At 34.6% G+C, this 26,903-nt stretch carries 24 protein-coding genes and 1 pseudogene; 16 read left to right on the top strand and 9 right to left on the bottom strand.

What is annotated here, in order from left to right; translation table 11 throughout:
* The first annotated feature begins 89 nt into the window (after positions 1-89).
* The 6 genes from IWX83_RS12455 to IWX83_RS12430 all read left to right on the top strand — a co-directional run bounded on the left by IWX83_RS12455 (position 90) and on the right by IWX83_RS12430 (position 7,855).
* Positions 90-467, top strand: coding sequence for a hypothetical protein (locus tag IWX83_RS12455; RefSeq protein ID WP_196830044.1), 378 nt, complete (start codon positions 90-92; stop codon positions 465-467).
* A 349-nt stretch (positions 468-816) separates the two neighbouring features.
* Positions 817-4,230, top strand: coding sequence for a T9SS-dependent choice-of-anchor J family protein (locus IWX83_RS12450; protein ID WP_196830043.1), 3,414 nt, complete (start codon positions 817-819; stop codon positions 4,228-4,230).
* A gap of 264 nt (positions 4,231-4,494) precedes the next feature.
* On the top strand, positions 4,495-5,865 hold the full coding sequence (locus IWX83_RS12445) for a DNA recombination protein RmuC (protein ID WP_196830041.1): 1,371 nt from the start codon (positions 4,495-4,497) through the stop codon (positions 5,863-5,865).
* 6 nt (positions 5,866-5,871) lie between these two features.
* A complete protein-coding gene (locus tag IWX83_RS12440; RefSeq protein ID WP_073350873.1) occupies positions 5,872-6,237 on the top strand; it encodes a 6-phosphogluconate dehydrogenase in 366 nt (121 codons plus the stop codon).
* On the top strand, positions 6,238-6,783 hold the full coding sequence (locus IWX83_RS12435) for an acyl-CoA thioesterase (RefSeq protein ID WP_196830039.1): 546 nt from the start codon (positions 6,238-6,240) through the stop codon (positions 6,781-6,783).
* A gap of 532 nt (positions 6,784-7,315) precedes the next feature.
* Positions 7,316-7,855 (top strand): YceI family protein, encoded by a 540-nt coding sequence (locus IWX83_RS12430; protein WP_073350870.1) that lies wholly within the window; start codon positions 7,316-7,318, stop codon positions 7,853-7,855.
* 2 nt (positions 7,856-7,857) lie between these two features.
* Here IWX83_RS12430 and IWX83_RS12425 read toward each other — a convergent pair whose 3' ends face one another.
* Positions 7,858-8,772, bottom strand: coding sequence for a TIGR01777 family oxidoreductase (locus IWX83_RS12425; protein WP_196830037.1), 915 nt, complete (start codon positions 8,770-8,772; stop codon positions 7,858-7,860).
* Positions 8,773-8,889: 117 nt separating this feature from the next.
* Between IWX83_RS12425 and IWX83_RS12420 the strand changes: the two genes are divergently transcribed.
* From IWX83_RS12420 to IWX83_RS12380, 9 genes are all read left to right on the top strand, one after another.
* Positions 8,890-9,549: a TetR family transcriptional regulator C-terminal domain-containing protein gene (locus tag IWX83_RS12420; RefSeq protein WP_196830035.1), complete on the top strand. Its 660-nt coding sequence runs from the start codon at positions 8,890-8,892 to the stop codon at positions 9,547-9,549.
* Complete coding sequence (locus IWX83_RS12415) at positions 9,549-10,856, top strand: AarF/ABC1/UbiB kinase family protein (RefSeq protein ID WP_073350865.1); 1,308 nt, start codon at positions 9,549-9,551, stop codon at positions 10,854-10,856. Before IWX83_RS12420 ends, IWX83_RS12415 begins: the two co-directional genes overlap by 1 nt.
* Positions 10,856-10,990: a DUF2256 domain-containing protein gene (locus tag IWX83_RS12410; RefSeq protein WP_165930074.1), complete on the top strand. Its 135-nt coding sequence runs from the start codon at positions 10,856-10,858 to the stop codon at positions 10,988-10,990. Before IWX83_RS12415 ends, IWX83_RS12410 begins: the two co-directional genes overlap by 1 nt.
* Positions 10,966-12,270, top strand: a complete 1,305-nt coding sequence (locus tag IWX83_RS12405) for a DASH family cryptochrome (protein ID WP_196830033.1) — start codon at positions 10,966-10,968, stop codon at positions 12,268-12,270. Before IWX83_RS12410 ends, IWX83_RS12405 begins: the two co-directional genes overlap by 25 nt.
* Positions 12,271-12,279: 9 nt before the next feature.
* Positions 12,280-13,764 (top strand): cryptochrome/deoxyribodipyrimidine photo-lyase family protein, encoded by a 1,485-nt coding sequence (locus IWX83_RS12400; protein WP_196830031.1) that lies wholly within the window; start codon positions 12,280-12,282, stop codon positions 13,762-13,764.
* A 48-nt stretch (positions 13,765-13,812) separates the two neighbouring features.
* Positions 13,813-14,097 (top strand): TIGR03643 family protein, encoded by a 285-nt coding sequence (locus tag IWX83_RS12395; protein ID WP_262487731.1) that lies wholly within the window; start codon positions 13,813-13,815, stop codon positions 14,095-14,097.
* Between the two features lie 56 nt (positions 14,098-14,153).
* Complete coding sequence (locus IWX83_RS12390; protein WP_196830029.1) at positions 14,154-14,837, top strand: SDR family NAD(P)-dependent oxidoreductase; 684 nt, start codon at positions 14,154-14,156, stop codon at positions 14,835-14,837.
* Between the two features lie 156 nt (positions 14,838-14,993).
* Positions 14,994-15,605: a GTP cyclohydrolase I FolE gene (gene folE / locus IWX83_RS12385; RefSeq protein WP_196830027.1), complete on the top strand. Its 612-nt coding sequence runs from the start codon at positions 14,994-14,996 to the stop codon at positions 15,603-15,605.
* A 116-nt stretch (positions 15,606-15,721) separates the two neighbouring features.
* The gene (locus tag IWX83_RS12380) at positions 15,722-17,140 is read left to right on the top strand and encodes an SDR family oxidoreductase (protein ID WP_196830025.1); all 1,419 of its coding nucleotides are present in this window, start codon (positions 15,722-15,724) and stop codon (positions 17,138-17,140) included.
* 136 nt (positions 17,141-17,276) lie between these two features.
* Here the strand turns inward: IWX83_RS12380 and IWX83_RS12375 are convergent, their stop codons facing one another.
* The 8 genes and pseudogenes from IWX83_RS12375 to IWX83_RS12345 form a co-directional block, all read right to left on the bottom strand.
* Positions 17,277-18,572, bottom strand: coding sequence for a deoxyribodipyrimidine photo-lyase (locus tag IWX83_RS12375; RefSeq protein WP_196830023.1), 1,296 nt, complete (start codon positions 18,570-18,572; stop codon positions 17,277-17,279).
* Complete coding sequence (locus IWX83_RS12370; protein WP_196830021.1) at positions 18,572-19,033, bottom strand: SRPBCC family protein; 462 nt, start codon at positions 19,031-19,033, stop codon at positions 18,572-18,574. The genes IWX83_RS12375 and IWX83_RS12370 overlap by 1 nt, the downstream gene beginning before the upstream one ends.
* Positions 19,034-19,197: 164 nt before the next feature.
* A complete protein-coding gene (locus IWX83_RS12365) occupies positions 19,198-19,638 on the bottom strand; it encodes a sterol desaturase family protein (protein WP_196830019.1) in 441 nt (146 codons plus the stop codon).
* A 46-nt stretch (positions 19,639-19,684) separates the two neighbouring features.
* Positions 19,685-20,524, bottom strand: coding sequence for a phytoene/squalene synthase family protein (locus IWX83_RS12360; protein WP_196830017.1), 840 nt, complete (start codon positions 20,522-20,524; stop codon positions 19,685-19,687).
* A gap of 7 nt (positions 20,525-20,531) precedes the next feature.
* Positions 20,532-22,001: an NAD(P)/FAD-dependent oxidoreductase gene (locus IWX83_RS12355; protein ID WP_196830015.1), complete on the bottom strand. Its 1,470-nt coding sequence runs from the start codon at positions 21,999-22,001 to the stop codon at positions 20,532-20,534.
* A 37-nt stretch (positions 22,002-22,038) separates the two neighbouring features.
* On the bottom strand, positions 22,039-22,935 hold the full coding sequence (locus IWX83_RS12350) for a MerR family transcriptional regulator (protein WP_196830013.1): 897 nt from the start codon (positions 22,933-22,935) through the stop codon (positions 22,039-22,041).
* Between the two features lie 481 nt (positions 22,936-23,416).
* A complete protein-coding gene (locus IWX83_RS17265; protein WP_255546610.1) occupies positions 23,417-23,635 on the bottom strand; it encodes a T9SS type A sorting domain-containing protein in 219 nt (72 codons plus the stop codon).
* A gap of 165 nt (positions 23,636-23,800) precedes the next feature.
* Positions 23,801-25,264, bottom strand: a pseudogene (locus IWX83_RS12345) (CotH kinase family protein); the annotation flags it as partial.
* A gap of 617 nt (positions 25,265-25,881) precedes the next feature.
* Between IWX83_RS12345 and IWX83_RS12335 the strand changes: the two are divergent.
* Complete coding sequence (locus IWX83_RS12335; RefSeq protein WP_231379985.1) at positions 25,882-26,334, top strand: phosphoribosyltransferase; 453 nt, start codon at positions 25,882-25,884, stop codon at positions 26,332-26,334.
* Positions 26,335-26,903 lie beyond the last annotated feature (569 nt).

Genomic DNA, 26,903 nt, shown 5'->3' with positions numbered 1-26,903 from the left:
AAACCAAAAGCAATGTTAAATAGTTCAAACATCTCATATTAATGACGTACTATTATAAACAATAAGATTAATAACTAAACAGAAAGATCATGGAAAATAATGATTTAGGTTCAAAAAAGACCAATAATAAGCAGCCTATAAACGACCAAATTGGTAGCGAAAAGATGCTTAACGAAAACAATACAAACGCGCCAAAACTGAAAGATGAAATAGAAATTGATGCTAATGGAAATGAAAAAGTTGTTCAAAGAGCGCGTAATGTTGATGGGTCTAATGCTGCTATTCCCGAAGCCGAAGAGAGAACATGGAACGAAAACGAAAGTTTAAGCCGGGGCGTTTCCTCAGAAAAAGAAGCGATGAAAACGGTTGAAAATGAAGACCTCAACTCAGACATTACTGCCCACAGATACCCTGCTTCTCATCCAGATAATAAGGAAGACCGAGGAAATATAAAACTGGACGAATAAGTATTTATTTCGTATTTTAAAAGCCAATAAGGACACCTTCCTTATTGGCTTTTTTTGCTGCAATTAATAGTCAATCCACCAAAAAAATCTATTTAACTACCAAATAAATTACCTCGGAGCAGAGCCCCAGAGGTATTAGCGAAATAACAGCCACAGATTCACAGATTTTCAATAATCTTTTTTAATCTGTGAATCTGTGAATCTGTGGCTAAAAAAATCGAAGCAAAGCTTCGAGGAATTAAACCAAAAGAGATTAAAAGATTTTATTTACAATCTAAAATAGCTCAATTTATAATATTCTCTTAACGTTGGAAATATTATTTTTGCTGCTTAATCCAATTGTAAACCTATGAAACACAATTACCATTTACGCCATTTAATGGCTTTTTTAAGTTTTTTTTATTGCCTATCAACAACCGTTTTTGCCCAAGGAACGGCACCCATAGCGCAAGAGTTGCCTTTCACTCAAAATTTCACCACTCTTGATGCAGCATCTACCACTTATCCCTCAGGATTTCAGGGCTGGACCGCCAGCACAGCTCCGGGAAGTTCATTCAATACAACAGCTACATTAGTTGCAGATAGAGCTTTAGTTGCCAGTAGTACAGCTGCGACAACGAGTGGAAACATCCACAATTATAACGGAAAAATTGGTTTTCTGAATACCGGTTCCTTAGATTTAACAATTGGGTTTGCATTCAAAACACTTGGTAAATCCGGAATTGCAGTAGAATATGATGCGATGGTGATTCGGAATCCTTATAATGGCACATCGAATTCTCGTATCAACGAATTAGTACTGCAATATCGAGTTGGTACAGCCGATGCATTTATTACTTTATTACCAACGGTCTATGCCAGCGGAACAACAGCACAAACATCTGGAACAGCAGAAGTGAATAGCCAAAAAATAAAAGTAGTTTTACCATCGGAGTGTGATAATAAAGAGGTAATTCAAATCCGTTGGATTTCAAGACAAGTATCTGGAGGCGGTTCGCGTCCCTCTTTTGCCATTGATAACATAAGTGTCTTTAATGATGTAACACCACCTGTAAATGCAGACGGATTCCCAAAAATTACCAACATCTTATCTGATGGATTTGATTTTTCGTCCAAATTAAATGAGACTGGAAAAACATATTTCGTGATCTTGCCATCAGGAAGTGCTGCTCCAAGCGCTGCTCAGATAAAAGCAGGAACAAACGCCTCAGATGCAGCGGCATTAAAAGCAGCGGTACTTGAAATTTCGGATGCTACTGTTGTGTATTCAAAAAACAGTACAGGATTAGCTCTAGGAACTGATTATGTTGTCTATTCCATATCTGAAGATGCCATTGGCAACATTCAAGCTGAAAGTAATAAACTAGACGTCACTACTTCTAGCGTTGTCGTTCCTTCCCTGTCAACTACTAAAACTGCCTTAGATTTTAGTTTTATAGAGCAAAACTTCAGCTCAATTGCATTAAGTTACCAACTTCAGGCACTTAATCTAAGTGGAGCAGTTACGCTTTCCGCATCCCAAAACTTTACCATTTCTAAAAATGAGACTTCTGGCTTTCAATCAACATTGGTTTTTGCTGCAGAAGATTTCAATACGGGAACCACACCTTTGGTTTATGTCAAATTTACACCTACTGCAACCGGCCTTTTTTCAGGACAAATCACTCATGAATCAAACGGAGCTTCTACTAAAACAGTGGCGGTATCAGGAACAGGAATTAATCCTTACATCCAAGATTTTAATGATGCAAATGTTCTAACAAACAGTGGTTGGACGGAATATAGCGTAGCCGGTGACAAGATTAAGTGGGTGAGCACCACGACACGTTTTAACAGTTCACCTGCAGCAGTTCAAATAAATGGATATTCTGAAACAGGAGCTAGCAAAGATTGGTTAATTTCTCCTAATTTACGTTTAGATACATTTGACAAATTCCCTTTGTTATCTTTCTATTCTCGCAAATTTTTCTCTGGAACACCGCTAAAACTAATGATCTCTGTAGATTATGATGGTAAAAGCAACCCAGAAACAGCAACTTGGACTCCCTTAGAAGGCGATTTTCCTACCACTACAGGAACCTTTAAACAGTCGCAATACATCAATTTGGAAGCTTATAAATCTGATCATACTTTTATAGCCTGGGTTTACGAAACTCTAAATTCTGGTGGGACAGATACTGCCGAATGGACCCTTGATGATGTAAAAATCACGAACGAAACAACATTTCTAGCCTCAAATCCTACTTTGAATTTTGGAGAAGTAGCGCCAAATACAGCGTCAGCAAGCCAGTCTTTTATTTTCATGGCAGGCGGTTACGGCGATATCACTGTAACGGCTCCTGCTGACTACCAATTATCTGTTGACAACAGTAATTTTCAATCCAATTTAGTGATTTCAGCTACTGATGGAGTTGCAGGTAAAATAATTTATGCTCGTTTTTTCCCTTCTTCCAAAGCATTGAGTATTTCGGGTCCTTTGACAGTTGTTGGAACAGGATTGAACCAAGAAATAGGTTTATTAAATGGATCTTCATTACCTAAAACAGAAACCTTTGATATTGTTACGTACAATTTAGAATTTTTTGGAAGCAATGTAATTGGTTCAACAGGAACTGAGTTTGGTCCAACAGACGACGCATTGCAGATTGAAAACGCAGCGAAAGTCATGAACACTTTAAATGCTGACGTTTATGCCGTTCAAGAGGTTTCAGACGATGCCGCACTGGATCTTTTAATCCAAAAAATAAGCATTAACGGAAAAACTTTTGACAAAGTAATTTCTCCATCCTGGTCCTACTCCTTTAATGCTCCTGAAGCTGACTTCCCCGCTCAAAAATTAGTTGTAATTTATAACACGCAAACAACAACAGTAAAAAAGTCAAGAGTGATGTTCAGTAAACTTTTTGATGAAATTCGTGCCGGAAGCAAAACTTTAACCAATTATCCTGGCGGTGTGAGCGCGAGCTTCTTTTCTTCAGGCCGTTTACCATATATGGTCGAAATGGAAGCAAATATAGGTGGAGTAAAGAAAGATCTAAAAATTATTGACATCCATGCTAGAGCCAACAGCGGTAGTGACATAGCGCGGTACAACATGAGAAAATATGATGTTGAACTATTGAAAGACAGTTTAGATGTCAATTACCCAGATGCCAATTTGATAATTTTAGGCGATTACAATGATGATGTTGATGAATCCGTTATTGCAGGAAACCCTTCTTCGTACCAGAAAATGGTGGAAGACAATGTACGCTACAATCCTCTAACTTTAGAAATTAGTAAAGCAGGAGCTTTTACTTACTTGTCCTCTGGAGGTTTCTTAGATCATATTATCATATCAAACGAGTTAACTAAGGATTATGTGCCCAATTCAACTTTAGTTTATGACCCTCGTTTAGACGTAGCAAACTATGTCAATACTACTTCTGATCATGGTCCAGTTATCGCACGATTTGAGTTAAAAGCAGATGCAACTTTAGCTATCAATGACTTGATTGCAACAAAAGGACTGTCTGTAATGGTCTATCCAAATCCCGCTTCAGAATCATTCAATATTGTTATTAATTCAGAAAACGGACAAGACTTAAGTCTAAACATTTATGACATTCTTGGAAGAGCAATGGGAGCTCCAACGCAATTAAAAGGCTCAATTGGTGAAAACACTACAAAAATAAATAGTACTAAATTACCTGTAGGGATTTATATATATACCCTTTCCAATGGAGACAAGGTTGTATTTAAAGGAAAAATAGTAAAAAAATAAAATCCCTTTTTCTACATTCCAAAAGCCAGATTTCTTCATTGAAATCTGGCTTTTTTTTCTAAAATAGTTTAAGACAACTCCCTGCTGAAATAAAAAAAACTACTAAATCGCTAGCAAAAAAGGAGACTATTACGTATAAAACTACCCTAGAGAATCCTATTTTTTCAAAATATAAACCCTTCAAAAACTTATACTAGTATTTTGATTTCTCAAAAGAAACTAAAAATCTTTTGTTTATTTTTACATTGTTACAAAAAAAAATTTATGTCAAATACGCTTCCCTTTTTACTGATTTTCATCGTTGCTCTTGGTATTGGAGTTTATATTGGAAAACTTCTATTTGTTACCAGATTCCAGTTGGAAAAAAGTAGCTTGGAAGAGAAATTAATCACTTTAAATTCTCAATTCGCCCAACAGAGAGAGCAATTAATGATTGATAAAATGGGTTTTGAAAAACAATTAGAAGCCCAAATCGTTGCTAAAGAAGGTATCCGAACTGAAAAAGACAGTTTAGCAATTCAGCTTACTAAAAAAGAAGTAGATTTCGAAAATCTCTGGGAGCGCAACAAAGAACAAAAAGAAGAAGTCGAAAAACTACAGGAAAAATTCACCCTGGAATTTGAGAACTTAGCCAACAAAATATTGGAGGAAAAATCGAATAAATTTACCGAACAGAACAAAGAAAACATGAAAAATATCTTGACTCCATTGCAAGATAAAATTCAATTGTTTGAAAAAAAGGTCGAAGACACCCACAAAGAAAGCATCGATTATCATGCCGCTTTACGCCAACAAATTTTGGGATTACGAGAAATGAATATCCAAATGAGTAAAGAAACCATCAACTTGACCAAAGCGCTCAAAGGCGACAGTAAAATGCAGGGAAATTGGGGCGAACTGGTATTAGAACGCGTTTTAGAGAAATCAGGATTGGAAAAAGGCCGTGAATACCAAGTGCAACAAGCCTTCACTACCGAAGACGGAAATCGCGTATTTCCGGATGTTGTCATTAATCTGCCGGATGGCAAAAAAATGATTGTCGATTCAAAAGTTTCTTTGACCGCTTATGAAAAATACATCAATGAAGAAGATGATACTTTGAAAATTAGCTATCTAAAAGAACATGTCAATTCCATCAAACGCCATGTTGAGCAATTAGGAAATAAAAATTATCATGATTTGTACCAAATAGAAAGCCCTGATTTTGTATTGTTATTCATCCCTATTGAACCCGCATTTGCCATGGCCCTAAATGAAGATACTAGTTTATACAATAAAGCATTCGAAAAAAATATTGTTATTGTAACTCCCGCCACATTATTAGCTACCTTACGAACGATTGATAGCATGTGGACGAATCAAAAACAGCAGGAAAACGCATTAGAAATAGCACGTCAAGCAGGAGCACTGTATGATAAATTTGAAGGTTTTGTAGGTGACTTGATCAAAATTGGCAAAAAAATAGACGAGAGTAAAACAGAGTACAGCAGCGCCATGAACAAACTTGTGGAAGGAAAAGGAAACCTAATTGTAAGTGTCGAAAAATTAAAAAAAATGGGAGCAAAAGCAAAAAAAGCACTTCCCGAAAACATAGTAAACTTAGCCGAAAAAGACGAAAATCAATTTCTAAATTAATAAAAAATGAGAAAATTTTTAATGATTACCACTGCAATACTAGTACTGTTTATTGTAGGTTATTTTACTTTTTTATACAATGCAACCTACAGTGAAGGCTTTCGTTCAGGCGAATTAATCAAAGTCAGCAACAAAGGAGTTGCTTTCAAAACATGGGAAGGAGAAATTAGTCAAGGAATTTCTGGCGCACAAATATTTTCTTTTTCAGTAATGGATAGCGAAGAAAAAGTAATCTTAGATTTAAAAGAAATGGAGGGTCAATATGTTCAAGTAAAATATGTAGAACGGTACCGAACATTTCCGTGGTGGGGCGACACGCGCTATTTTATTACAGACGTCAAAAAAGTAAATTCTCCTTTTAAAATAAAATAGATGAATCGGACCTTTAAAACTGTGGCCTCCTCAGACATTAGTATTTCAGAATTGATGTTGCCCAATTACACCAACTTTAGTGGTAAGATTCATGGAGGATATATTTTATCTTTAATGGATCAAATTGCATTTGCCTGTGCTTCAAAATTCTCAGGAAATTATTGCGTTACCGCCTCGGTAGATACTGTCAATTTCCTAAAACCGATTGAAGTGGGCGAACTCGTGAAGATGAAAGCCAGCGTAAACTATGTGGGTAAAAGCTCGATGATTATAGGAATTCGTGTAGAAGCCGAAAACATCCAAACCGGAAAAATCAAACATTGTAATTCCTCTTATTTTACAATGGTTGCCAAAGACAGCACAGGCAAGAGCGCATTAGTACCCGGTTTAATCCTTTCGAACAACAATGATGTACGCCGTTTTTATAACTGCATTAAACAAATATCCTTAAAGAAAGAAAAAGACCTAAATGAGGAAGAATTCGATTATACTTCTAAAGAATCACTAGAAAATTTAAAAAACTACAATATACAGTTGGAATTCTAAAACTGTAATAGGTTAGCTATCATTAGTAAAACTGAAAAATAGGAGTGTTTATAATTTCCTCAAGTGGTTACAACTTTTCAATATGCAACAGTTTTTGTGCTTACTCGAGCCAATAATTTTTTTTGATGCCAATTCATCTAGGGTTACTACGGCCCTATAACTGGACGCTCCACTAGTTTCGGGTAGTGACTACTTGAACAAATTCAGGCGCCGAAACTCCAAATAGATAATTTATAGCGCATTCCCTACTTACTTGCTAATCAAAACAACTACCAAAATCTTTTTAAAAGTATAACCTACCGCAATTTCTGATTAAAAAGCTGCTGAAAAATTAACTGATGTTACTATTTTTCAAGGATTAAAAACTTTTATATATTCTATTTTTTTCATAACTTTAAGTACTTCAATTAATAGTAAGATTATGTCTAAAATATATAGTATCAAACCGATATGGTAAAAAATAGTATCTCCCGCATGCGTTAGGGCGAATGTATTCAAAAAAGAGTCGGTATAATTTAATTCATAAAGTGTTATGGAAAAAATTACCTCAATAGCGCTACTCTTTATTGCTCTTGCAATTAACGCCCAGGAAAAATTGGTTTCATACGCAGGCATCACAAATTTTGAGGCTTCAATACCTTTGTTTGAGGAGGTGAAAGCAACGAACGAAAAAACTACCTGTATTTTGATCACTAAAACAGGCGATATTGCGTGTTGGATTAACATCAAAGATTTTAAATTCAAAAGAAATTTGATGGAAGAGCATTTTAACAAAAATTACATGGAAAGCAACCGGTATCCAAGAGCCTTCTTTAAAGGTACTATTGAAAAATTTGATTTAAACAACCTTACCTCAGAATTTCGCCCCTATCAAATCAACGGCAAAATAACCATACGGGGTCGTACTAAAAAAATGACAATCAAAGGAACACTAAAAAGGGTCGATAATGGAGTCGAGATCCAATCCGAATTCCCCTTAAACACGGATGATTTTAGGATCGAAATTCCTTTTATCGTACGCAGCAAAATAGCGAAAAACGTAAATACTCAAATTGTTTGTGTACTAAAATAATGCTATTTTGTTAAACAGTCTCGCAATGCTTCTTCTAAATTTTTAAACTTAAATTTAAAACCCGTTTGTTCTATTTTATCAGAGGAAATTCTTCTTCCTGTCAATACAATTACGGCCATTTCCCCCATCACAAACTTCAGAACAAACGCAGGCACATTGGGCAACCAGATCGAATAGCCAAAAATACGAGCCAATGTTTTAGAAAATACGGCATTTGTAGTATTGTCGTTAATGGCAGCGTTATAAGGCCCAACCATTTCAGTATTTTCAATCGCTTCTAAATACATGGTACACAAATCATCAACATGAATCCATGGCATATATTGGTTGCCTGAACCCAATGCTGAACCCAATCTGTATTTGAAAAGCGGAATAAGTTTCTTCAAAAAACCGTCGTTTTTGCCTAAGACCAAACCCGTTCGGATTTTAACAGTACGGATATTTAAATTTTCAATAAAATCAATAGACTCTTCCCATTTTTGACAGGTGTATCCTAAAAAATCATTGGCTGGAACGGTCTCTTCTGTGCAGATTTCTTTCCCGTTTACTGCTCCATAAATCCCAACCGCTGAGGCAGAAACAAATGCGTCAAGCTTTTTGTAATGCTTTTTTAGAACTGAATATAATAGTTGAGATGATTTTTCCCTACTATCAATGATGGCCGCTTTTCGTTTAGCGCTCCATCTTTTCTCTGCAATATTTTCGCCTGCCAGATGAATGATGTAATCTGCTTTTAAAACTGCTTCCTCCTCAATTGTGCCGTTTGCAACATCCCACTTATAGTAGAAAATATCTCCCTTATTTTTCTTTTCAGTTCTACTCAAGATAGAAACTGAATATCCTTTGGTAAGCAACAGCGCCGTTAAATGTCTACCGATAAATCCCGAACCGCCGCTTATTAAAACATTTTTTTTCATAATAGTGTAAAGCTAATGATTTATAACGATATAAAATTATATTAAATTTTGTTTAACTTTATTAATATATCGTTAAACATTCACTACCTTTATACTCTAATTTGAAACACAGAAAAAATGGCTACTAAAAAAACAGTAATAACTAAGGACAAAATAGTTTCAATGTACATGAACTACGTACTTGAATACAGTGAGAAACCAAAATCAGTATATCATTTTACAAAAATAAATGATTTTTCGGAAACAGAATTTTATGCCTTTTTTGGTACTATAGAAAGTATTGAGAAAGAAATCTTTAAAATGTTCTTAGAAAAAACAGTTGAATTGCTAAATAAAAACAAAGACTACGAAACCTATGACATGAAAAGTAAGTTACTGAGTTTTTACTTCACTTTCTTTGAAATACTAACCGCCAACAGAAGTTATGTTGTGATGACCTTGAAAGAAAACAACAATCAATTGAAAAAATTGATGCAACTTTCTGGACTTAGAAACAGTTTTAAAAACTATTTGACTGAAATTATCTCTGATGACTTTAGAACTCAGCAAGAAAAACTTCAAAATTTCCAAGAAAAAACATTTCAAGAAACCTCTTGGATACAGCTTTTATTAGCTTTAAAGTTCTGGATAGATGATTCGTCTCCTGCTTTTGAGAAAACAGATATTTACATCGAAAAATCAGTAAAAGCAACTTTCGAACTAATGAACATTGCGCCTTTAGACAGCTTAATCGACTTTGGAAAATTTATTTTCAAAGAAAAAATATACAACAAATAATGAAAACCATAGACTACATACCTACTTCAAAAATTGAAAGAGCAACAAAACTTGTGCAAACAGGTGCCAAAGTTGGTGTTAACTATTTAAAATATTATGGAGAAAAAATGGTCAATTCAGATTTGACTCGTGATAAATTAAATGAAGACAATGCAGAGGATATTTACGATGGCCTGAAAAGTCTGAAAGGAAGTGCTTTGAAAGTTGCCCAAATGCTAAGTATGGACAAAAGTTTTCTACCACAAGCCTATGTCGAAAAATTTTCTCTTTCCCAATTTTCTGTTCCGCCACTTTCAGCTCCTTTAGTGTTAAAAACGTTCAAGGCAAATTTTGGAAAAACACCATTTGAAATATTTGATGAATTCAACTCCACCTCTCTTAACGCAGCTAGTATTGGACAAGTGCACGTTGCCTTTAAAGACGGTAAAAAATTAGCAGTGAAAATTCAATATCCTGGAGTTGCCAACAGTATTTCATCTGATTTAGCGATGGTAAAACCCATTGCTATCAGAATGTTTAACCTTCAAGGCAAGGATTCCGATAAATATTTCAAAGAAGTAGAAGACAAATTGATTGAGGAAACCAATTATCTCTTGGAATTAAAACAAAGCCAAGAAGTAGTTGCCGCTTGTAAAAAAATTGAAAACTTAGTCTTTCCAGAGTATTATCCAAAATTTTCATCAGAGAAAATTATCACCATGGACTGGATGACAGGGATTCACCTTTCTGAGTTTACAAAGAAAAATACGGACCAAAAAGTGGCTGACAAAGTGGGTCAGGCCTTATGGGATTTCTACATGTACCAAATTCATATTCTGAGAAAAGTACACGCTGATCCACATCCTGGTAACTTCTTAGTGAACGATAAAAACGAATTAGTGGCATTGGATTTTGGGTGTATGAAACAGATTCCAACGGACTTTTACACTCCGTATTTTGAGTTGATTGATAAAAAAGTTATCAACGACCCTAAAATATTCAATGCTAAATTATTTGATTTAGAAATTTTACGAGCAGACGATTCCAAAGAAGAGGTAGCCTATTTCACCGAATTGTTCCATGATTTATTATCCTTATTTACGAAGCCTTTTCAAGCAAAAACATTCGACTTCTCGGATGAAACTTTTTTTGAAAGTATCGCGCAATTGGGAGAACGATTTTCAAAAGACACGAATCTTAGAAAAATGAATGGAAACAGAGGCTCTAAGCACTTTATTTACATGAATAGAACCTTTTTTGGCCTATACAATTTGATGTTTGATTTGAAAGCCAAAATTGTTGTCAATGAATATGAAAAATACAACTAGTGAAAAAGGAAAATCTGCCTTCCAAAATGTGCTTGGTATGCAACCGGCCTTTTAACTGGCGGAAAAAATGGGAGAAAGTATGGGACGAAGTCAAATATTGTAGCGAAAAATGCAAAAAAAACAAAAAGGGTTAGTCTGGTTTAGAAATGATTTAAGAGTTACTGATAATGAGTCTTTAACTACTGCCATTGCCGAAAATAAAGTTGTCATTGCGGTGTATTGTTTTGATCCAAGACATTTTATGGAGGCCAATTACGGTATTAAAAAAACAGAAAAATTCCGAGCTAAATTTTTAATTGAATCAGTGACCGAATTAAGGATAAATTTAAAAAAACTGAACATACCGCTTTTAGTTTATTACCAAAAGCCAGAAGATGCAGTTCCAGAGTTTTGTAGTAAAAACGAAATTAATTCTGTTTATTTCCAAGAAGAATGGACGAGTGAGGAAGCGGACATTTTAGCAAAAATAAAAGTAAAAATTTCAAATTTTGTAGCGTTTAAGGGCACTTATAATCAATTTTTATTTCATCCTGAAGATGTTCCCTTTGAGATACAATTGATTCCAAATGTTTTTACTCAATTCAGAAATCAATGCGAAAAATGGGCGAAAGTCAAAACGGAATTTGTTGTGAAGCCAATGCCAAAGGAAAATTGGAAAGCCAATGAAACTGAAATCCCTTCAATGGAAACATTAGGTTTTAGTGATTTTAATTTAGATAGCAGATCCGCTTTTCCTTTTCGAGGAGGAGAAGAAGAAGCGTCAAAAAGGTTGCAGTATTATTTTTGGGAAACAAAAAAAATTAGTGTCTATAAATTGACCCGCAACGGATTAATTGGGACAGATTTTAGTTCGAAATTTTCACCTTGGCTGGCAAATGGCTGTATCTCTGCCAAAACAATCTATTGGGAGATTGTTAACTATGAACAACAAATAGGAAAAAATGACTCGACTTATTGGTTAATTTTCGAATTGATATGGAGGGACTACTTTAAATATATTTCATTAAAAAATGGGAATTCTATTTTTAAAATTGGAGGAATTTTAAACAAAAGTTACGATTGGAAAAAAAATACGGCAGACATTGAGAATTGGATAAATGGAACTACTGCAGCTCCCTTTGTAAATGCAAATATGATCGAATTAAAGCAAACAGGCTGGATGAGCAATCGTGGAAGACAAAATGTAGCTTCTTATTTCGCTAAAGAGCTTCTGCTAGACTGGCGTATCGGTGCCACGTATTTTGAATCGATGCTTATAGATTACGATGTTCACAGCAACTACGGCAATTGGATGTATGTATCAGGAGTGGGCAACGATCCTAGAAACCGAAAATTCAATGTTGATTTACAAGCTAGCAATTACGATGGACAATCAAAATTCCAGAACTTATGGTTGCAACAACAATTATTTTAGAAAAATAAAATGAACACAAGTAAAAAAATAATCAATGTGGTTTGGTTTAAAAGAGACCTTCGTTTACAAGATAACGAGGCACTTTTTAATGCGATAAGCACAGGCAAGCCAACATTACTACTTTACGTATTCGAAAAATCTTTAGAAAATGATTTGCATTACAGTTCGCGACACTGGAATTTCATCAAGCAATCCATAGTAGATTTAAATAAACAACTGAAACCTTCCAACACGCACATTTTAGCAGTCTCTTCAGAAGTGCTTCATGTTTTCAATATCTTAGAGGAACTTTACAAGATAGATACTGTGTTTTCACATCAGGAAACAGGATTGAAAGTCACCTATGAAAGAGACAAAACATTCAAAAGATTTTGTAAAAACAACCAAATAAACTGGGTTGAAAACACGAATAACGGAATTTTTAGAGCTTTAAGAAACAGAACCAATTGGGTATCTCAGTGGGAAGAATATATGAATCAACCCCAATATATTTTTGATGCTAACCCAACAAATTACCTGTCGTCTGAAGCTATCGAAGAACTTGAAAAAACATTAGAGAAAACAAATCTAGAGACTATTCCAGATAGCATCTTCCAAAAAGGAGGCGCTACCATGGCTGGCAAATATTTACAAACTTTCTTTGATGAACGCTACCATAATTACAGCTCACATATTTCAAAACCTTTACTAGCTAGAAAAAGTTGCAGCAGATTATCACCCTACATTGCTTGGGGAAATTTATCCTCAAGACAAGTATTGCAAAAAGCGGCTGCTTTTAGACTGGTTTGCAAGGACAAAAAACAAATTGATTCGTTTGTATCCCGACTCACATGGCAAGCACATTTCATTCAAAAATTTGAAATGGAAGAAATCATGGAGTTTGAAAGCGTAAATAAAGGATTTCATTCCTTGAAAAAGAAAATCAATGAGAATTATATTCAAGCATGGAAAACAGGCCAAACTGGATTCCCATTAGTTGACGCTTGCATGCGCTGCTTGAACGAAACAGGTTATCTAAATTTTAGGATGCGTGCCATGCTCGTTTCGTTTTTTACCCATAATTTATGGCAGCCATGGCAGGAAGCTACGCAACACTTGTCCCAGATGTTTTTAGATTTTGAACCCGGAATACATTTTCCGCAGTTGCAAATGCAGGCTGGTGAAACCGGTATCAACATGTTACGCATATACAATCCAATCAAGAACAGCTACGAGCACGATGCTGACGGTGAATTTATAAAAAAATGGGTTCCAGAATTACGAGATTTACCTCGCGCTTTTGTACATGAACCTTTTAAAATGACTTATTTAGACCAAAAATTTAATAATTTTGAAGTGGGTGTCAATTACCCAAAACCAATTGTGAACATGGAAAGAACCAGAAAATTTGCCAGTGATTTTTTATGGCAAATGAAAAAAAATCCTCTGGTAAAAGAGGAAAGTTCAAGAATTTTAAAACTTCATACCATGGCTGACATTGGCGACAGCGAATAATACCGATAGAATCTAGCAATTAACCTCAACATTAAAAAATAAAATACCGTGACTATTAAAAAAGAACTCACTGATTTAGAAAAAGATAGAATTATAGAAATGGCTTGGGAGGATCGAACTACGTTTGATGCTATTTTACTGCAATTTGGCTTAAAAGAACAAGAAGTAATTGAGTTAATGCGCACCGAAATGAAACCTTCCAGTTTTAGAATGTGGCGCGAAAGAGTACAAGGTCGTAAAACAAAACATGAAAAGCGAAGAGACTTTAGGGAAGGACGTTTTAAGTGCACGATGCAGCGACAAATTAACAACAATAAGATTTCTAAAAGATAACTTCGGAAAGCAATAAGAAAATACCGAATAGAATTAAATAACTAATTGAACAATATATGAAAAACATAGTAATCATTGGTGGTAGTAAAGGAATTGGTAATACCATTTTATTGCAACAATTGGAGAACAACATAGTCTACAACATCAGCAGAAATGCGCCAGAAATTACACATGCCAATCTGAAACATTTTACCGTGGATGTTTTACAAGATGCGCTACCAGAAATAGAAGCCATAGATACGCTGATCTATTGTCCGGGTTCTATAAATTTAAAACCTATAGGAAGTCTGAGTATTGAGGACTTTAGAAATGATTTTGAAATAAATGTCATTGGAGCTGTAAAAGCCATTCAGAAATACTTACCAGTTTTAAAGAAAGGAACAAATCCATCTATTATTCTATTCAGCACCGTAGCCGCTAAATTAGGAATGCCTTTTCATGCTAGTATTGCTACTGCAAAAGCGGGAGTCGAAGGATTAGTAAAATCGTTAGGTGCCGAGTTAGCTTCAGTAGTGCGGATCAATGCCATTGCTCCAACTATTACTGAAACTTCACTTTCGGCTAATATCTTGAGAAACGATCGCATGAAAGAAAACATGATTGAGCGCCACCCCATGAAAGGGTATTTGAAACCGGAAGAAGTAGCCAATATGGCAAACTTCTTGATTTCGGAAAATGCAAAATCAATTTCAGGTCAAGTGTTCGAGATGGATTACGGAATAGTGACTTTTAAAATATAATAAAACAGAATTTTCTACCAGTAAGAAATTAAGACTAGTACGTTAACGCGCTTACTTATTGTTAATCATCGAATGGTTTAAATAAAAAAATGCTGTAGAACGCATTTAAAAAAAATAAAATAATTAGCCCAATATATAATTGAAATATAGAATACGATGATAAAAGAACTAAAAAGCTACGAGAAAATTGAGCAGTACGACGCGGAAATAACAGCATCACTAGCAGATAATTATAAAATTATAATTGACAATCTAGGTGAAGATGTCACTCGTGAAGGTCTAGAAAAAACTCCTGAAAGAGTAGCAAAAGCCATGCAATATTTAACACATGGTTACGGATTAGATCCTCTAGAAATACTTCAATCGGCTATGTTTACTGAAGACCACAAACAAATGATTGTGGTGAAAGATATTGAAGTGTATTCGATGTGCGAACACCATATGCTTCCATTTTTTGGTAAGGCACATGTAGCCTATATTCCAAATGGAAAGATTGTAGGTTTAAGCAAAATCCCAAGAATTGTGGATGCTTTTGCCAGAAGAATGCAAGTACAAGAACGCTTGACGGACCAAATTAAAGACTGTATTCAAGAGGCATTAAATCCACTTGGGGTTGCCGTTGTAATTGAAGCACAACACATGTGTATGCAAATGCGCGGTATTCAAAAACAAAACTCAGTTACAACAACCTCTTCTTTTACAGGAGCATTTGAAAAAGACAAGACTAGAAAAGAATTTATCAGTTTAATTTCTAATAAATTCAGTTAATTTGGAACTCAAAAAATTTGGTACACTAAAAAAGGCTGAAAAAAAGCCGTAAAATAGTTCGTCATTTGTGACTAAATTATTGCTAAGTTTACAATGTATCGACAAAAAACAAAATCATGAAAATTCTCTTAACAGGCGCAACAGGTTATATTGGAAAGCGACTTCTACCTTTATTGATAGGTGAAGGACACAACGTAATTTGTTGCGTAAGAGACAAAAACAGGTTTAATTGCCCAATTGAATTTCAAGACAAAGTTTCGGTCATTGAAGTGGATTTTCTACAGCAAGATACATTAGCTGCCATTCCAGAACAAATCGATGCTGCTTATTATCTTATTCATTCCATGTCAGGATCTGCTACAAATTTTGATGAATTAGAAAGTATTTCAGCTCGGAATTTTGTGCAACGACTGAATCAAACCCAAGCCAAACAAGTTATTTATTTGAGTGGAATTGTCAACGATAAATCATTATCCAAACATTTATCATCCAGAAAAAAAGTAGAAGAGATTTTAAACACGGGTACTTATGCTACTACAACACTACGAGCTGGAATTATTGTAGGATCAGGAAGTGCATCGTTTGAGATCATTCGGGATTTAGTCAATAAATTGCCCATCATGATTACCCCAAAATGGCTCAATACTAAATGTCAACCTATTGCTATTCCAGATGTTCTAGATTTTTTATCTAAATCATTACTTAATCCAGTAACCTACAATCAAAGTTTTGACATTGGAGGACCTGATATTTTAACGTACAAAGAAATGCTTTTAGGATTTGCAGAAGCAAAAAAATTAAAGCGATGGATTTTTACCGTTCCTGTAATGACGCCAAAATTATCCTCCTACTGGTTGTATTTTGTAACCTCAACTTCCTATAGACTGGCCTCAGCATTAGTCAGCAGCATGAAAGTAGAAGTAGTCTGCAGTGATAACCGAATCAATGAGTTATTGCATGTAACACCAATGACCTACAAACAGGCACTTTCCCGTGCTCTGATAAAAGTAGACGAAGACAAAGTAGCTTCGAGCTGGAAAGACTCCTTAATTAGCGGACGTTTTAGTAGCAATATGTCGGAATATTTAAAAGTTCCAAAAAAGGATTGCTTCATTGACCGTCGCAAAATGGAAATTATAGATCGCGATTTTACTATACAAAGAATTTGGTCCATTGGTGGCGATACCGGTTGGTATTACGGCGATTGGTTGTGGGATTTACGTGGCTTTATTGATAAATTATATGGTGGAGTAGGATCTCGAAGAGGAAGAACGAATAGACATGATATTCATTCTGGGGATGCTTTAGACTTTTGGCGCGTTTTGTATGCCAATAAAGAAGAAGGAAAATTAATCCTATTTGCCGAAATGAAACTGCCTGGTGAAGCTTGGCTAGAATTCAAAATTATCGGAAATACGTTGTATCAAGCAGCGACTTTTAGACCCAGAGGGATTTGGGGAAAATTATACTGGTATTCTGTTTTGCCGTTTCATGGATTTATTTTCGAAGGAATGCTGAAGAAACTAATTAAATAATATTTATAAACATATAAGTCATGTAAGTTAAAAAAAATCAAAGTAGATAATTCTTTTTAAAACATATAAGGAATAGAAACTCAAAAAATTCCGAGTACCTTTTAAAAAAACTTACATGACGTATATGTTAAATAAATTACTTCAGAATTCCGGCTTTGTAAGTGGCAATCGCTCTATCTCTGGCCATAGCGTGCTCTACCAAAGGTTTCCCATATCCTAAATCAAATTCTTTGATCCATTTCCGAATATAGATTCCTTTTTCATCGAACTTTTTCTGTTGAATTTCTGGATTAAAAACACGGAAATAAGGCGCTGCATCACAACCGGTTCCTGCTGCCCATTGCCAGTTTCCAACATTGGCAGACATATCATAATCCAATAATTTTTCAGCAAAATAAGCTTCACCCCATTGCCATTGAATCATCAAATGTTTGATAAGAAAACTCGCAACCACCATGCGAACCCTATTGTGCATGTATCCGGTTTCATTGAGTTGACGCATTCCGGCATCAACCATTGGATAGCCTGTTGTTCCAGAACACCAACGCTTAAAATCTTCCTCATTATTACGCCATTGAATCCCATCATACGCTGCTTTGAAATTTTGGGTAACGACTTTTGGAAAACTGAATAATATTTGCATAAAGAATTCTCTCCAAATCAATTCACTCAAAAAGACATCATTTTTATGAAAAGCCCAATTAACTAATTTTCGCGTACTTACGGTCCCAAAACGCAAATGCGGAGAAAGATAAGAGGTTTTGTCCATAGCTGGAAAATCTCTTATGTCTTGATAATTAGCAACAAAAGTAAGATTGTGCGGTTTGACTTTTATCGTACTTTCTTCAAACCCTATTTGTTCTAGCGTGGGAAAAGCAAAACGATTTCTGTGAAAGTTAGAAAAATGCGCTGCGGTATCGTATTCTTGAACCGGAGCCATTGATTTGTATTTTTCCAGCCACTTATTTTTAAAAGGCGTGTAAACTGTATAAGGCAATCCGTCCGCTTTTGTGATTTCTTTTTCTTCGAAAATGACTTGGTCTTTAAAAGAATAAGCAATGGTTTTATTGGTTTCTAAAAGTTCACAAATTACGGTGTCACGTTGTATCGCATACGGTTCATAATCTTTATTGAAGAAAACTTCCTTGACCTCAAACTCTTCAATAAGCGCTTTCCAAACATCAATAGTTTTTCCTTTTTTTACTAAAAGTGAACTACCAATTTCTTGTAATTGTATATTTATTTTCGAAAGTGATTCATGGATAAAACCTACACGAGCATCATTTTTTGGTAAACTGTCTAAAATGGCATCATCAAAAATAAATAAAGGAATCACTGGAAATTTAGACTGCAGCGCTTGATATAAGCCTACGTTATCCTCCAGACGCAAGTCGCGTCTAAACCAAAAAACAGAAACTTCTTGCTTGCTCATTATTTTGAATTAAACATTTCATCCACTTTAGTAACACGGTATTCGAAAATGGATTTCAATTTATTTTTAACGACCAATGTGTTCATGATTCGGCCTAAAAAGCCAAGTGGCAATCCGTAATGTACCACATCTGTCATTTTGGTTCCGGTGGGAGTGGCTTCAAAGAAATGCTTATGGTGCCAAAAACTGTAGGGACCAAATTTTTGCTCGTCTATGAAATAACTATTTTCCTTTACTTGAGTAATTAGCGTCATCCAAGATAAAGTTATTCCAAAAAGTGGGGTTACTTTATACTGAATGATTTGTCTAGGATACATCGATTTTTGATCAAAATCCGTGATTTGAAAACCCATTCCTTCTGGTGTAATTTTTTGAAGATTTTTTGGATTTGAAAAAAAAGCCCAGCATTCTTCAACAGTTGCATTTACGTGTTGCACTGTTTCTTGTTTGTATATTTTCATGATTGGTGTTTTAGAGATAATTTGTTTCTAGCAATAGGCCTGCGTGAGGGACAGCAGTGGAGCTCTTTATTATACAGCCTGTCAAAGCAGTATAAAAAAAGCGGGAACGGATTGCCCGACCCCGCTGTAACGCTAGTGAAAGTGGGGTCACGCCCCAATTAAACTTAAATTTTATAATATTTAAAAGGTACAAATAACATTCCGAAACATTCTCCGTGGGCTTTACCCAAATGTTTGTGGTGTACTTTGTGTGCTTTACGCAAGCCGATTAAATACTTATTATTCGTGTGTTTGAACCACTTGAAACGTTGGTGAATTAATACATCGTGAATCATGAAATAGCAGAAGCCATAAAACATAATTCCTAGCCCGATGAAGAATTTATAATTCAATCCCCCTTCGACTCCATAATAAAAAAGCGCAATACTCGGCGCTGCAAAAATCACAAAAAAGATATCATTTCGTTCGAAAATATTTGCGTATTTAGGTTGGTGGTGATCGGCATGGAAATACCACATAGAGCCGTGCATTACGTATTTATGAGTGCACCAAGTAACACATTCCATTATTAAAAAAGTTCCTAGAAAAATCAAAAAAAATATCATTTTATTCTATATTTAAGTATAACAATCCTTTAAAATAAGTTGCAAATTAAACTAACTTTAATTTATAAGAAACAAAAGACTTAGCTAATAAGCCCGCTTTTGTGTAATTAGAAACTCGGATTCTGGCATTTCCTATTTCGTGGCAAGGCGTGTTTTCTAACTTTTTTAATAGTTTTTTGTAGTACACAAAAGCGGTGTACACGCCAAACTTAGCTTCGATAGGAAGTTTTACAATTCCTTCATAAGCGACTCTGAAATCTTCTTCGATTTCATTGATGATTGCGGTTTTTGCATTTTCATCGAATGAATTCAAATCGACACCTGGAAAATAATTACGGTTCAAAACCAAATTATCATCCTTTAAATCACGAAGGAAATTCACTTTCTGGAACGCAGAACCCAATCGCATGGCTTCATCTTTCAGTTGCTCATAACGTTTATTATCACCCGCTACAAAAACCTTAAGACACATTAAACCAACTACATCCGCAGAGCCATAAATATACGCATCATACTCGGCTTTACTATGATAATCCGATTTTATCAAATCCAATTTCATGCTCTTTAAAAAAGCTTGAATCAAATCATCAGTGATATTATATTCTTTCACTGTTTGTTGAAATGAATTCAGGATTGGATTTAAACTAATTCCTCTATCAAACGCTCGGTAATAATCCTCTTCAAACTCTGTAATTAAACTCTCTTTATCGAAACCATGGAAGCTATCCACAATTTCATCCGCAAAACGAACAAAACCATAGATGCTATAAATGGCATCTCTAATACTTGGTGACAACATATACACCGCCAGAGAAAAAGAGGTACTATAGCTTTTTGTAACTAACTTGCTACACTTAAAAGACACATCATCAAATAATTCCTTCATACTATTGTTATGAAAATTGCTTATTAATTAATTCCGACACTAATTTTCCAGAAATTAATGCTGGAGGAACTCCGGGTCCAGGAACGGTCAATTGACCAGTAAAATATAAATTCTTAACCTTTTTGCTCTTTAGCTTTGGTCTTAAAAATGCAGTTTGTAATAAAGTGTTTGCCATGCCATAAGCATTCCCTTTGTACGAATTATATTCAGACACAAAATCATTTTTACAAAACGATTCCTTAAATATAATATTATTTTTTACGCTTTGCTGTGTTAAAGTTTCAAAACGATCTATTATTTTATCAAAATATTCTTCTCGTAATGCTTCAGTATCATTGATTCCAGGAGCTAAAGGCACTAGAAAAAAACCAGATTCCATACCTTCAGGAGCGGCAGTTTTATCTGTCAATGAAGGGAAGTTCGCATAAAACAAAGGTTCTTTTGGCCATTGCGGTTCATCGTAAATATCTTTGGCATGTTGATAAAAATCAACATCAAAAAACAAAGCGTGATGCGAAATATTTTCTATTTTCTTGTCAAAACCTACATAAAATAATAATGAAGAAGGGGCAAAAACGCGGCTATCCCAATATTTTTCAGAATATGCTCTATGTTCTTGATCCAATAACGTCTCCGTGTGATGGTAATCAGCACCGCTTAATATCAAATCTGATTTTACAATTGCGCCATTGACTTGAATGGCTACAGCGGTTTTATTTTCAACAATTATCTTTTCAATATTGGCATTGGTTTCAAAGGTAACACCCAATTCTAGCGCTAAACTTTCCATAGCGCGCACTAAATCAAACATTCCTGTTTTTGGGTGCCAAGTTCCAAGACCAAAGTCGGCATAATTCATAAAACTATAAAACGACGGGGTGTCAGAAGGTTTAGCTCCAAGAAACAATACGGGAAATTCCAGAATTTGAATCAGTCTTTCATTTTTGAATTTTTTTCGAACATCTCTACTAATGTTACTAAAAAATTCCCCTACTTTCAAAGCTGTTTTTGGTGTAATTAGTTCTAGTGGCGAAACGCCTGGACGGTACACTAAATCTTTGATAGCAATATCATAATTACTTTTGGCCCGAGCCATAAAATCTTGTAATAAAGCACCGCTCCCTTTTTCGATGGCTTCAAAGGCTGCAATAATCTCCGTTAAATTGTCTGCGATAGTTATAAAATCATCTATTCCGTAATACACTCGGTATGCAGGAGATAATTTTATGAGTTCATAATAATCTGTTGTTTTCTTGTCAAAATCAGCAAAAAAACGATCAAATACATCGGGCATCCAGTACCAACTCGGACCCATATCAAACGTAAAACCCTCTTTTTTTAGTTGTCTCGCTCTGCCTCCTATTGTTGCATTCTTCTCATAGACAGTAACATTGTGACCACTCTTTGCTAAATAACAAGATGCTGCCAAAGCTGAGAATCCAGAACCTATTATTGTAATCTTTTTTATTTTTTCCATTTGTTTAGCAAATATACTAATTGTTTAAACAAAACAATTATATCCAATCAACTAATTCAGTGATTGAATTAAAAGTTGTGATTCGTTCCGGCAGTTCTTCTTTTTTTATAAACTCAACCATGCGTCCAATGTACCATAATTCAGTGGTTTCATCTAATAATTCCTCAGACATTTTTTGAAGGTATCCATCCAGCATATCGCGCTCTGGCTGCACGGTTAGATACGAGACAAAAATTATAGAATCAAAATGATTTTTTAAATCCTTTAGATTTTCAATTGGCATACTTTCCCCTAAATAAATGGTTTTATAACCATGTAACAAAATCTCATAATTCAGGTACATAAGACCTAATTCGTGAATTTCATTCATAGGAAGAGACAAAACGAAGACTTTATCAAGTTTTGTTTGTTTTAAAATTTGAAGCTTTTCCGTATTAATTAATAGCTTTTGTTTAATTAAGTAGCTAATAAAATGTTCATGCGCTGGTGTTATTGTATCTGATTGCCACAGTAACCCTAATTCATTCATTAAGGGTATAAAAACTTGATGAAAAATTTCCTTAAAAGACTTTTCGGCTATTAACCAATTGTAGGTATTGAAGAAAAGCTCTTGATCAAAGTTCATCATTGCCATTTTAAACTCACTAATAGCGTGACTTTTGGCTGTTTTACTCGAAATAATTTCGCGTACTAAAGACGGTATTTTATCTTGAGGATAGGTTGCTATTTTTGATATTTTGTAGCCATAATCATGTAATAGCGTAATATTTAAAAGTTTTTGTAAGCTAGCCAAATCGTACAAACGAATGTTAGTATCCGTGCGCATGGGCTGCAGAATATCATATCGTTTCTCCCATATTCGTATTGTATGCGCTTTTATACCTGAAAGGTTTTCAAGATCTTTAATACTGAATACATTTTTTACATTGTTCATCGTTTCTTGGAATTTAATAAACAAATGTAAAATAAATTTAATTATAAACTCGTATCATCGTACTTAAACTTTTGTCCTACATGAAATATTTTTACAAATGCTTGTAAGAGATGACTTTTAAATATAATGACTTCACAACCTTTAAATGGTGCTTAATTAGAAAATACCAACTAATTTTCTCTTTTATTACCAGCAAGCAAGCACGTTACTTTGACCTCCAATTTAACCAAAACAAATTTTTTATTTTATAAATTATTAATTAACAACTGTTTAACTTCAATTCAAAAGCGATTCACAATTAAAACATGCCATCCTAAAAAAATATTTTATGATACAACTCATTTTAGGAAATCCACCAAAAAATAGTACCTAAAAAAAGTGGCAATCGGATTTTCGAAACTTTTAATAAAAAAAAACAGATAAGTAAAAGCCTATACTTTTACTTATCTGTTCTCAAAAATATTTAATACTCGTTTTTAATTTATTTTTTTATAACTTTTTTACTGGTAAAACCGTCTTCATTGTACACCCTTATAAAATAAACACCTTGAGAGTAGGCACTCAAATCCAGATTGAGATTTTCTGAACTTGTTTTAATTTCTTGCATTAAAGCACCTAAAATACTGTATATTTTAACTCCAGTCATAGGTTTATCAGCCTGAATGGTTACGCTATTTGAAACAGGATTAGGATAGATCATGAATGCTGATGAAGCTAGAAATGATTGATTAGATAAAGCATCGCTAGTTGAAGCGACCCAGCTTGAAGCTAAGTTATTGTCTAATGTCGTGCTAATTAAGTCCAGATAGCTACCGCCACCGTCAGGTGTGGTTGGCCAAGGTGCTGAATCAAAATATTCTACGGAATCAATTATATTTCCATCTGCATCAGCCAGAACAATTTTTTGTGATTTATTAGATAGATTTCTTGTGAACTGACCAAAAGGAACTGCACCATATTTACTTTGAAAAGTAGCCGTATTGCTTGTTAAAAAAATGGTTTCATTTGCTCCAATAGTTGAATTGTAAGGAAACTGAAAGGTGAGTCCTAACTGTCTAAAATATGCACCAGAAAGATTGACAGATCGATCACTTATATTCTTTAAGGCTACAAATTCTAAATCATTACTGACTAGAAAACCTGTTGACGTTTTCGGATTGTAGTTAATTTTAGTAATTACTATCGGCGGCAAGGTAACATTGGCACAATTTGAAAATGAGCCTATATTATTTGTGATCCAAGTCGTTCTATCGTTAATAAAGGTTTTAATTCTATTTACATCCGTAACATGATCGTTTATAGCTCCCCATCTTTGACTCTCACGAGGAATAGCTTCACTTATGTAGCTGAAAGCAGTATCAACATAGGCAATCAGAACGTCTTTATTCAAAGGCTGACAAGACGCTTTTACTTCGTTCCAACGTTTAGCAAGCTGACAACTGAATTCTCCGTTGTCAAATAAGTAACTCCAGAAAGGGGGCCCAATTCTATTTCCGTTATTAAATTGCCATTTATCGACATGGATACTGTTTGTAAAAGTACTTCCAAAACTTTGATTGAAATCCCATACTGGTCCTGCCCGTAGTTTTCCTTGACGGCCTTTATGAAAAAACGTACTAGACTGATACACATCTGCATTAGAAGCCAACTCATTGACCAACATAAAATCAACGAAAGAAGGGACATCAATAATAGTTCGATATCCGTCTATTAAGTCATCATCATAAGCATGGTCTTGCAGTCTATTGAATTCTGCTTCAATATATTGTGTTTGCTCTGGTGTTGCATTTTCAGGCTTAGGCAAATCATGAACAAATTTAGTTTCATCCATCCAGAAAGCGACAGGATCTCCACCAGTTGTTTTATCCGCTTTTGTGATATATCCTCCCGTTATATTTGGCAAAGTATTGTCCGTAACTTCAATTTTCAGCACGTTAACCCTATTCTCATTGGATTTAATTTTTTCCTAAAAAACATAAAGCCCTTTGTAGTCCCCGTTGATAACGACTTCACAAAATTCTGTCTTAGAGGCATAATTCCCCATTTGTCTTGACATATAGTAGCATAAATAATCCCTAACTAAGAAAGGATCAAAACCTAACCCATTCAATATCCAATCGTTCTCACTTGGCATCCCAAAAATACTCACGTTATTTTTAGACGTATTATCCGACTTCAAAGTAGTTAAACTATATTGTTTTTTGGGTAGCGTTTGAGTAGAGGAACCTCTTATTTCGATGCCAATACGACCGCTATAATTTAAAAATGAAGTCGTATTTTGATCCGTAAGGAATTTTCTAGTACCATCTGGTCTTTTGATAATTTTCATAGTTGCCAAAATTTTTGGATCATCCAGAATTTCAAGAGGCAAATTAGTAGTGGGGTCATTATCTGTCGCAATAATGACAATAGGTAGATTACTATCAGTAAAAGTTTGAGCCATCACAGAATTAGAAGTAATCAATACAATCAACAAAATGATTGTTGAAATTGCATGCAGCCGAGTAATGTACAATTTTTTCATACTATTATTTCTTGTTAAATTAAAATATAAATTTAATAAAAAATGTAATACAAAACACTGATAATCAATTATTTATGAAAATTATTGACTACTAAAATTAAATTAATATTTCTGATATTCGGATTTGACTTCAAGTGCCTTTAGAAAGGTTGTTTTCACTACAAAACAAGTAAGTATGAATCTCAATTTTAGATTTTGAGAATAATAGTTGGATAGGAATAGGTAAACTTTTAACTGACCTATTTTGATTTACCATAAAATACAAACACTACACGCGCTACAATAATATAGCTAATAAACTACGTGGTCCCCATTTATAAACTAAATATAACTGTTTTTACAAGACTATAAATATAAGCTATATGATTGAAAATCAGTATATTTACATACTTAATTATTTTTAATTTTTTAAAAATATACTTATGGAAAACGAACTATTTAAAGACAGATTAGAAGCGGGTCTACTACTCTCCCAGAAATTAAATAAATACAAACATACAAATACCATAATCCTTGCCGTTCCTAGAGGAGGAGTCCCCGTGGGAAACAGCCTTGCAAAAAACTTGCATCTTCCCTTAGATATTATACTCTCAAAAAAGATTGGGCATCCCTACAATAAAGAATTTGCAATTGGTGCAGTTTCCCAAGATTCAATCATTATCGACCATGATGACAAAATTCCTCAAAAATACATTGATGCTGAAATCATCAGACTCCAAGAGTTCCTACGAGGAAAATATGAATATTATAGAGGCGCTCAACAACCACTGGACATTGAGAACAAAAATATAATTTTGGTAGATGACGGGATTGCTACCGGAAATACATTATTAGCCAGTATTGCGATGCTGCGAAAAAAAATCCAGCAAAATTAATTGTTGCCGTTCCCGTTTTGCCCTATGAAATGGTACCGGTCTTTAAAAAAAATGCAGATGAATTGGTTTATATAATCGCTTCCAATGATTTTTCAGGAGTTGGCAGTTTTTATGAACTGTTCAATCAAGTAGAAGATGAGGAAGTAATCCAAATATTGAGCACAGGCACTCCAACTGTATAATGCAAGCTAACGGTCGTGAATAGTACTCAATAGAAAACACCACCATTATGCTAAACAGGAACGCTGAAAGGAGGGGTACTTTTCTACCCAAAATACGACAGAATTTTTATTTTAAACCATTATTTGGCGACAGCCGATGAAGTAGCAACCAAAAAACCATAGCAGCACCGATACGATAAAACAGAAGATTTGATAGCAGACTTAACAGCCAGAGTGATCTATTATTTGCCTGTTAGCCAAATGAGTACAACCATAAATACAAAGGACTTCTACATTTTTTTATATTTGACAGTATGAAATATCCATGATTTAGCAAACGCAAACACCGATGAGTTTTTCGTAACTTAGATGTCCTAAAAAACGACATTATGAAAACAGTTGAATTCG

Origin of the sequence: Flavobacterium sp. CG_9.1, from assembly GCF_015751645.1 — a bacterium.
Taxonomy (GTDB): Bacteria; Bacteroidota; Bacteroidia; order Flavobacteriales; family Flavobacteriaceae; genus Flavobacterium; species Flavobacterium xanthum.
The sequence above is the reverse complement of the archived record's forward strand: the minus strand, read 5'-3'. Positions and strand labels throughout refer to the sequence as shown.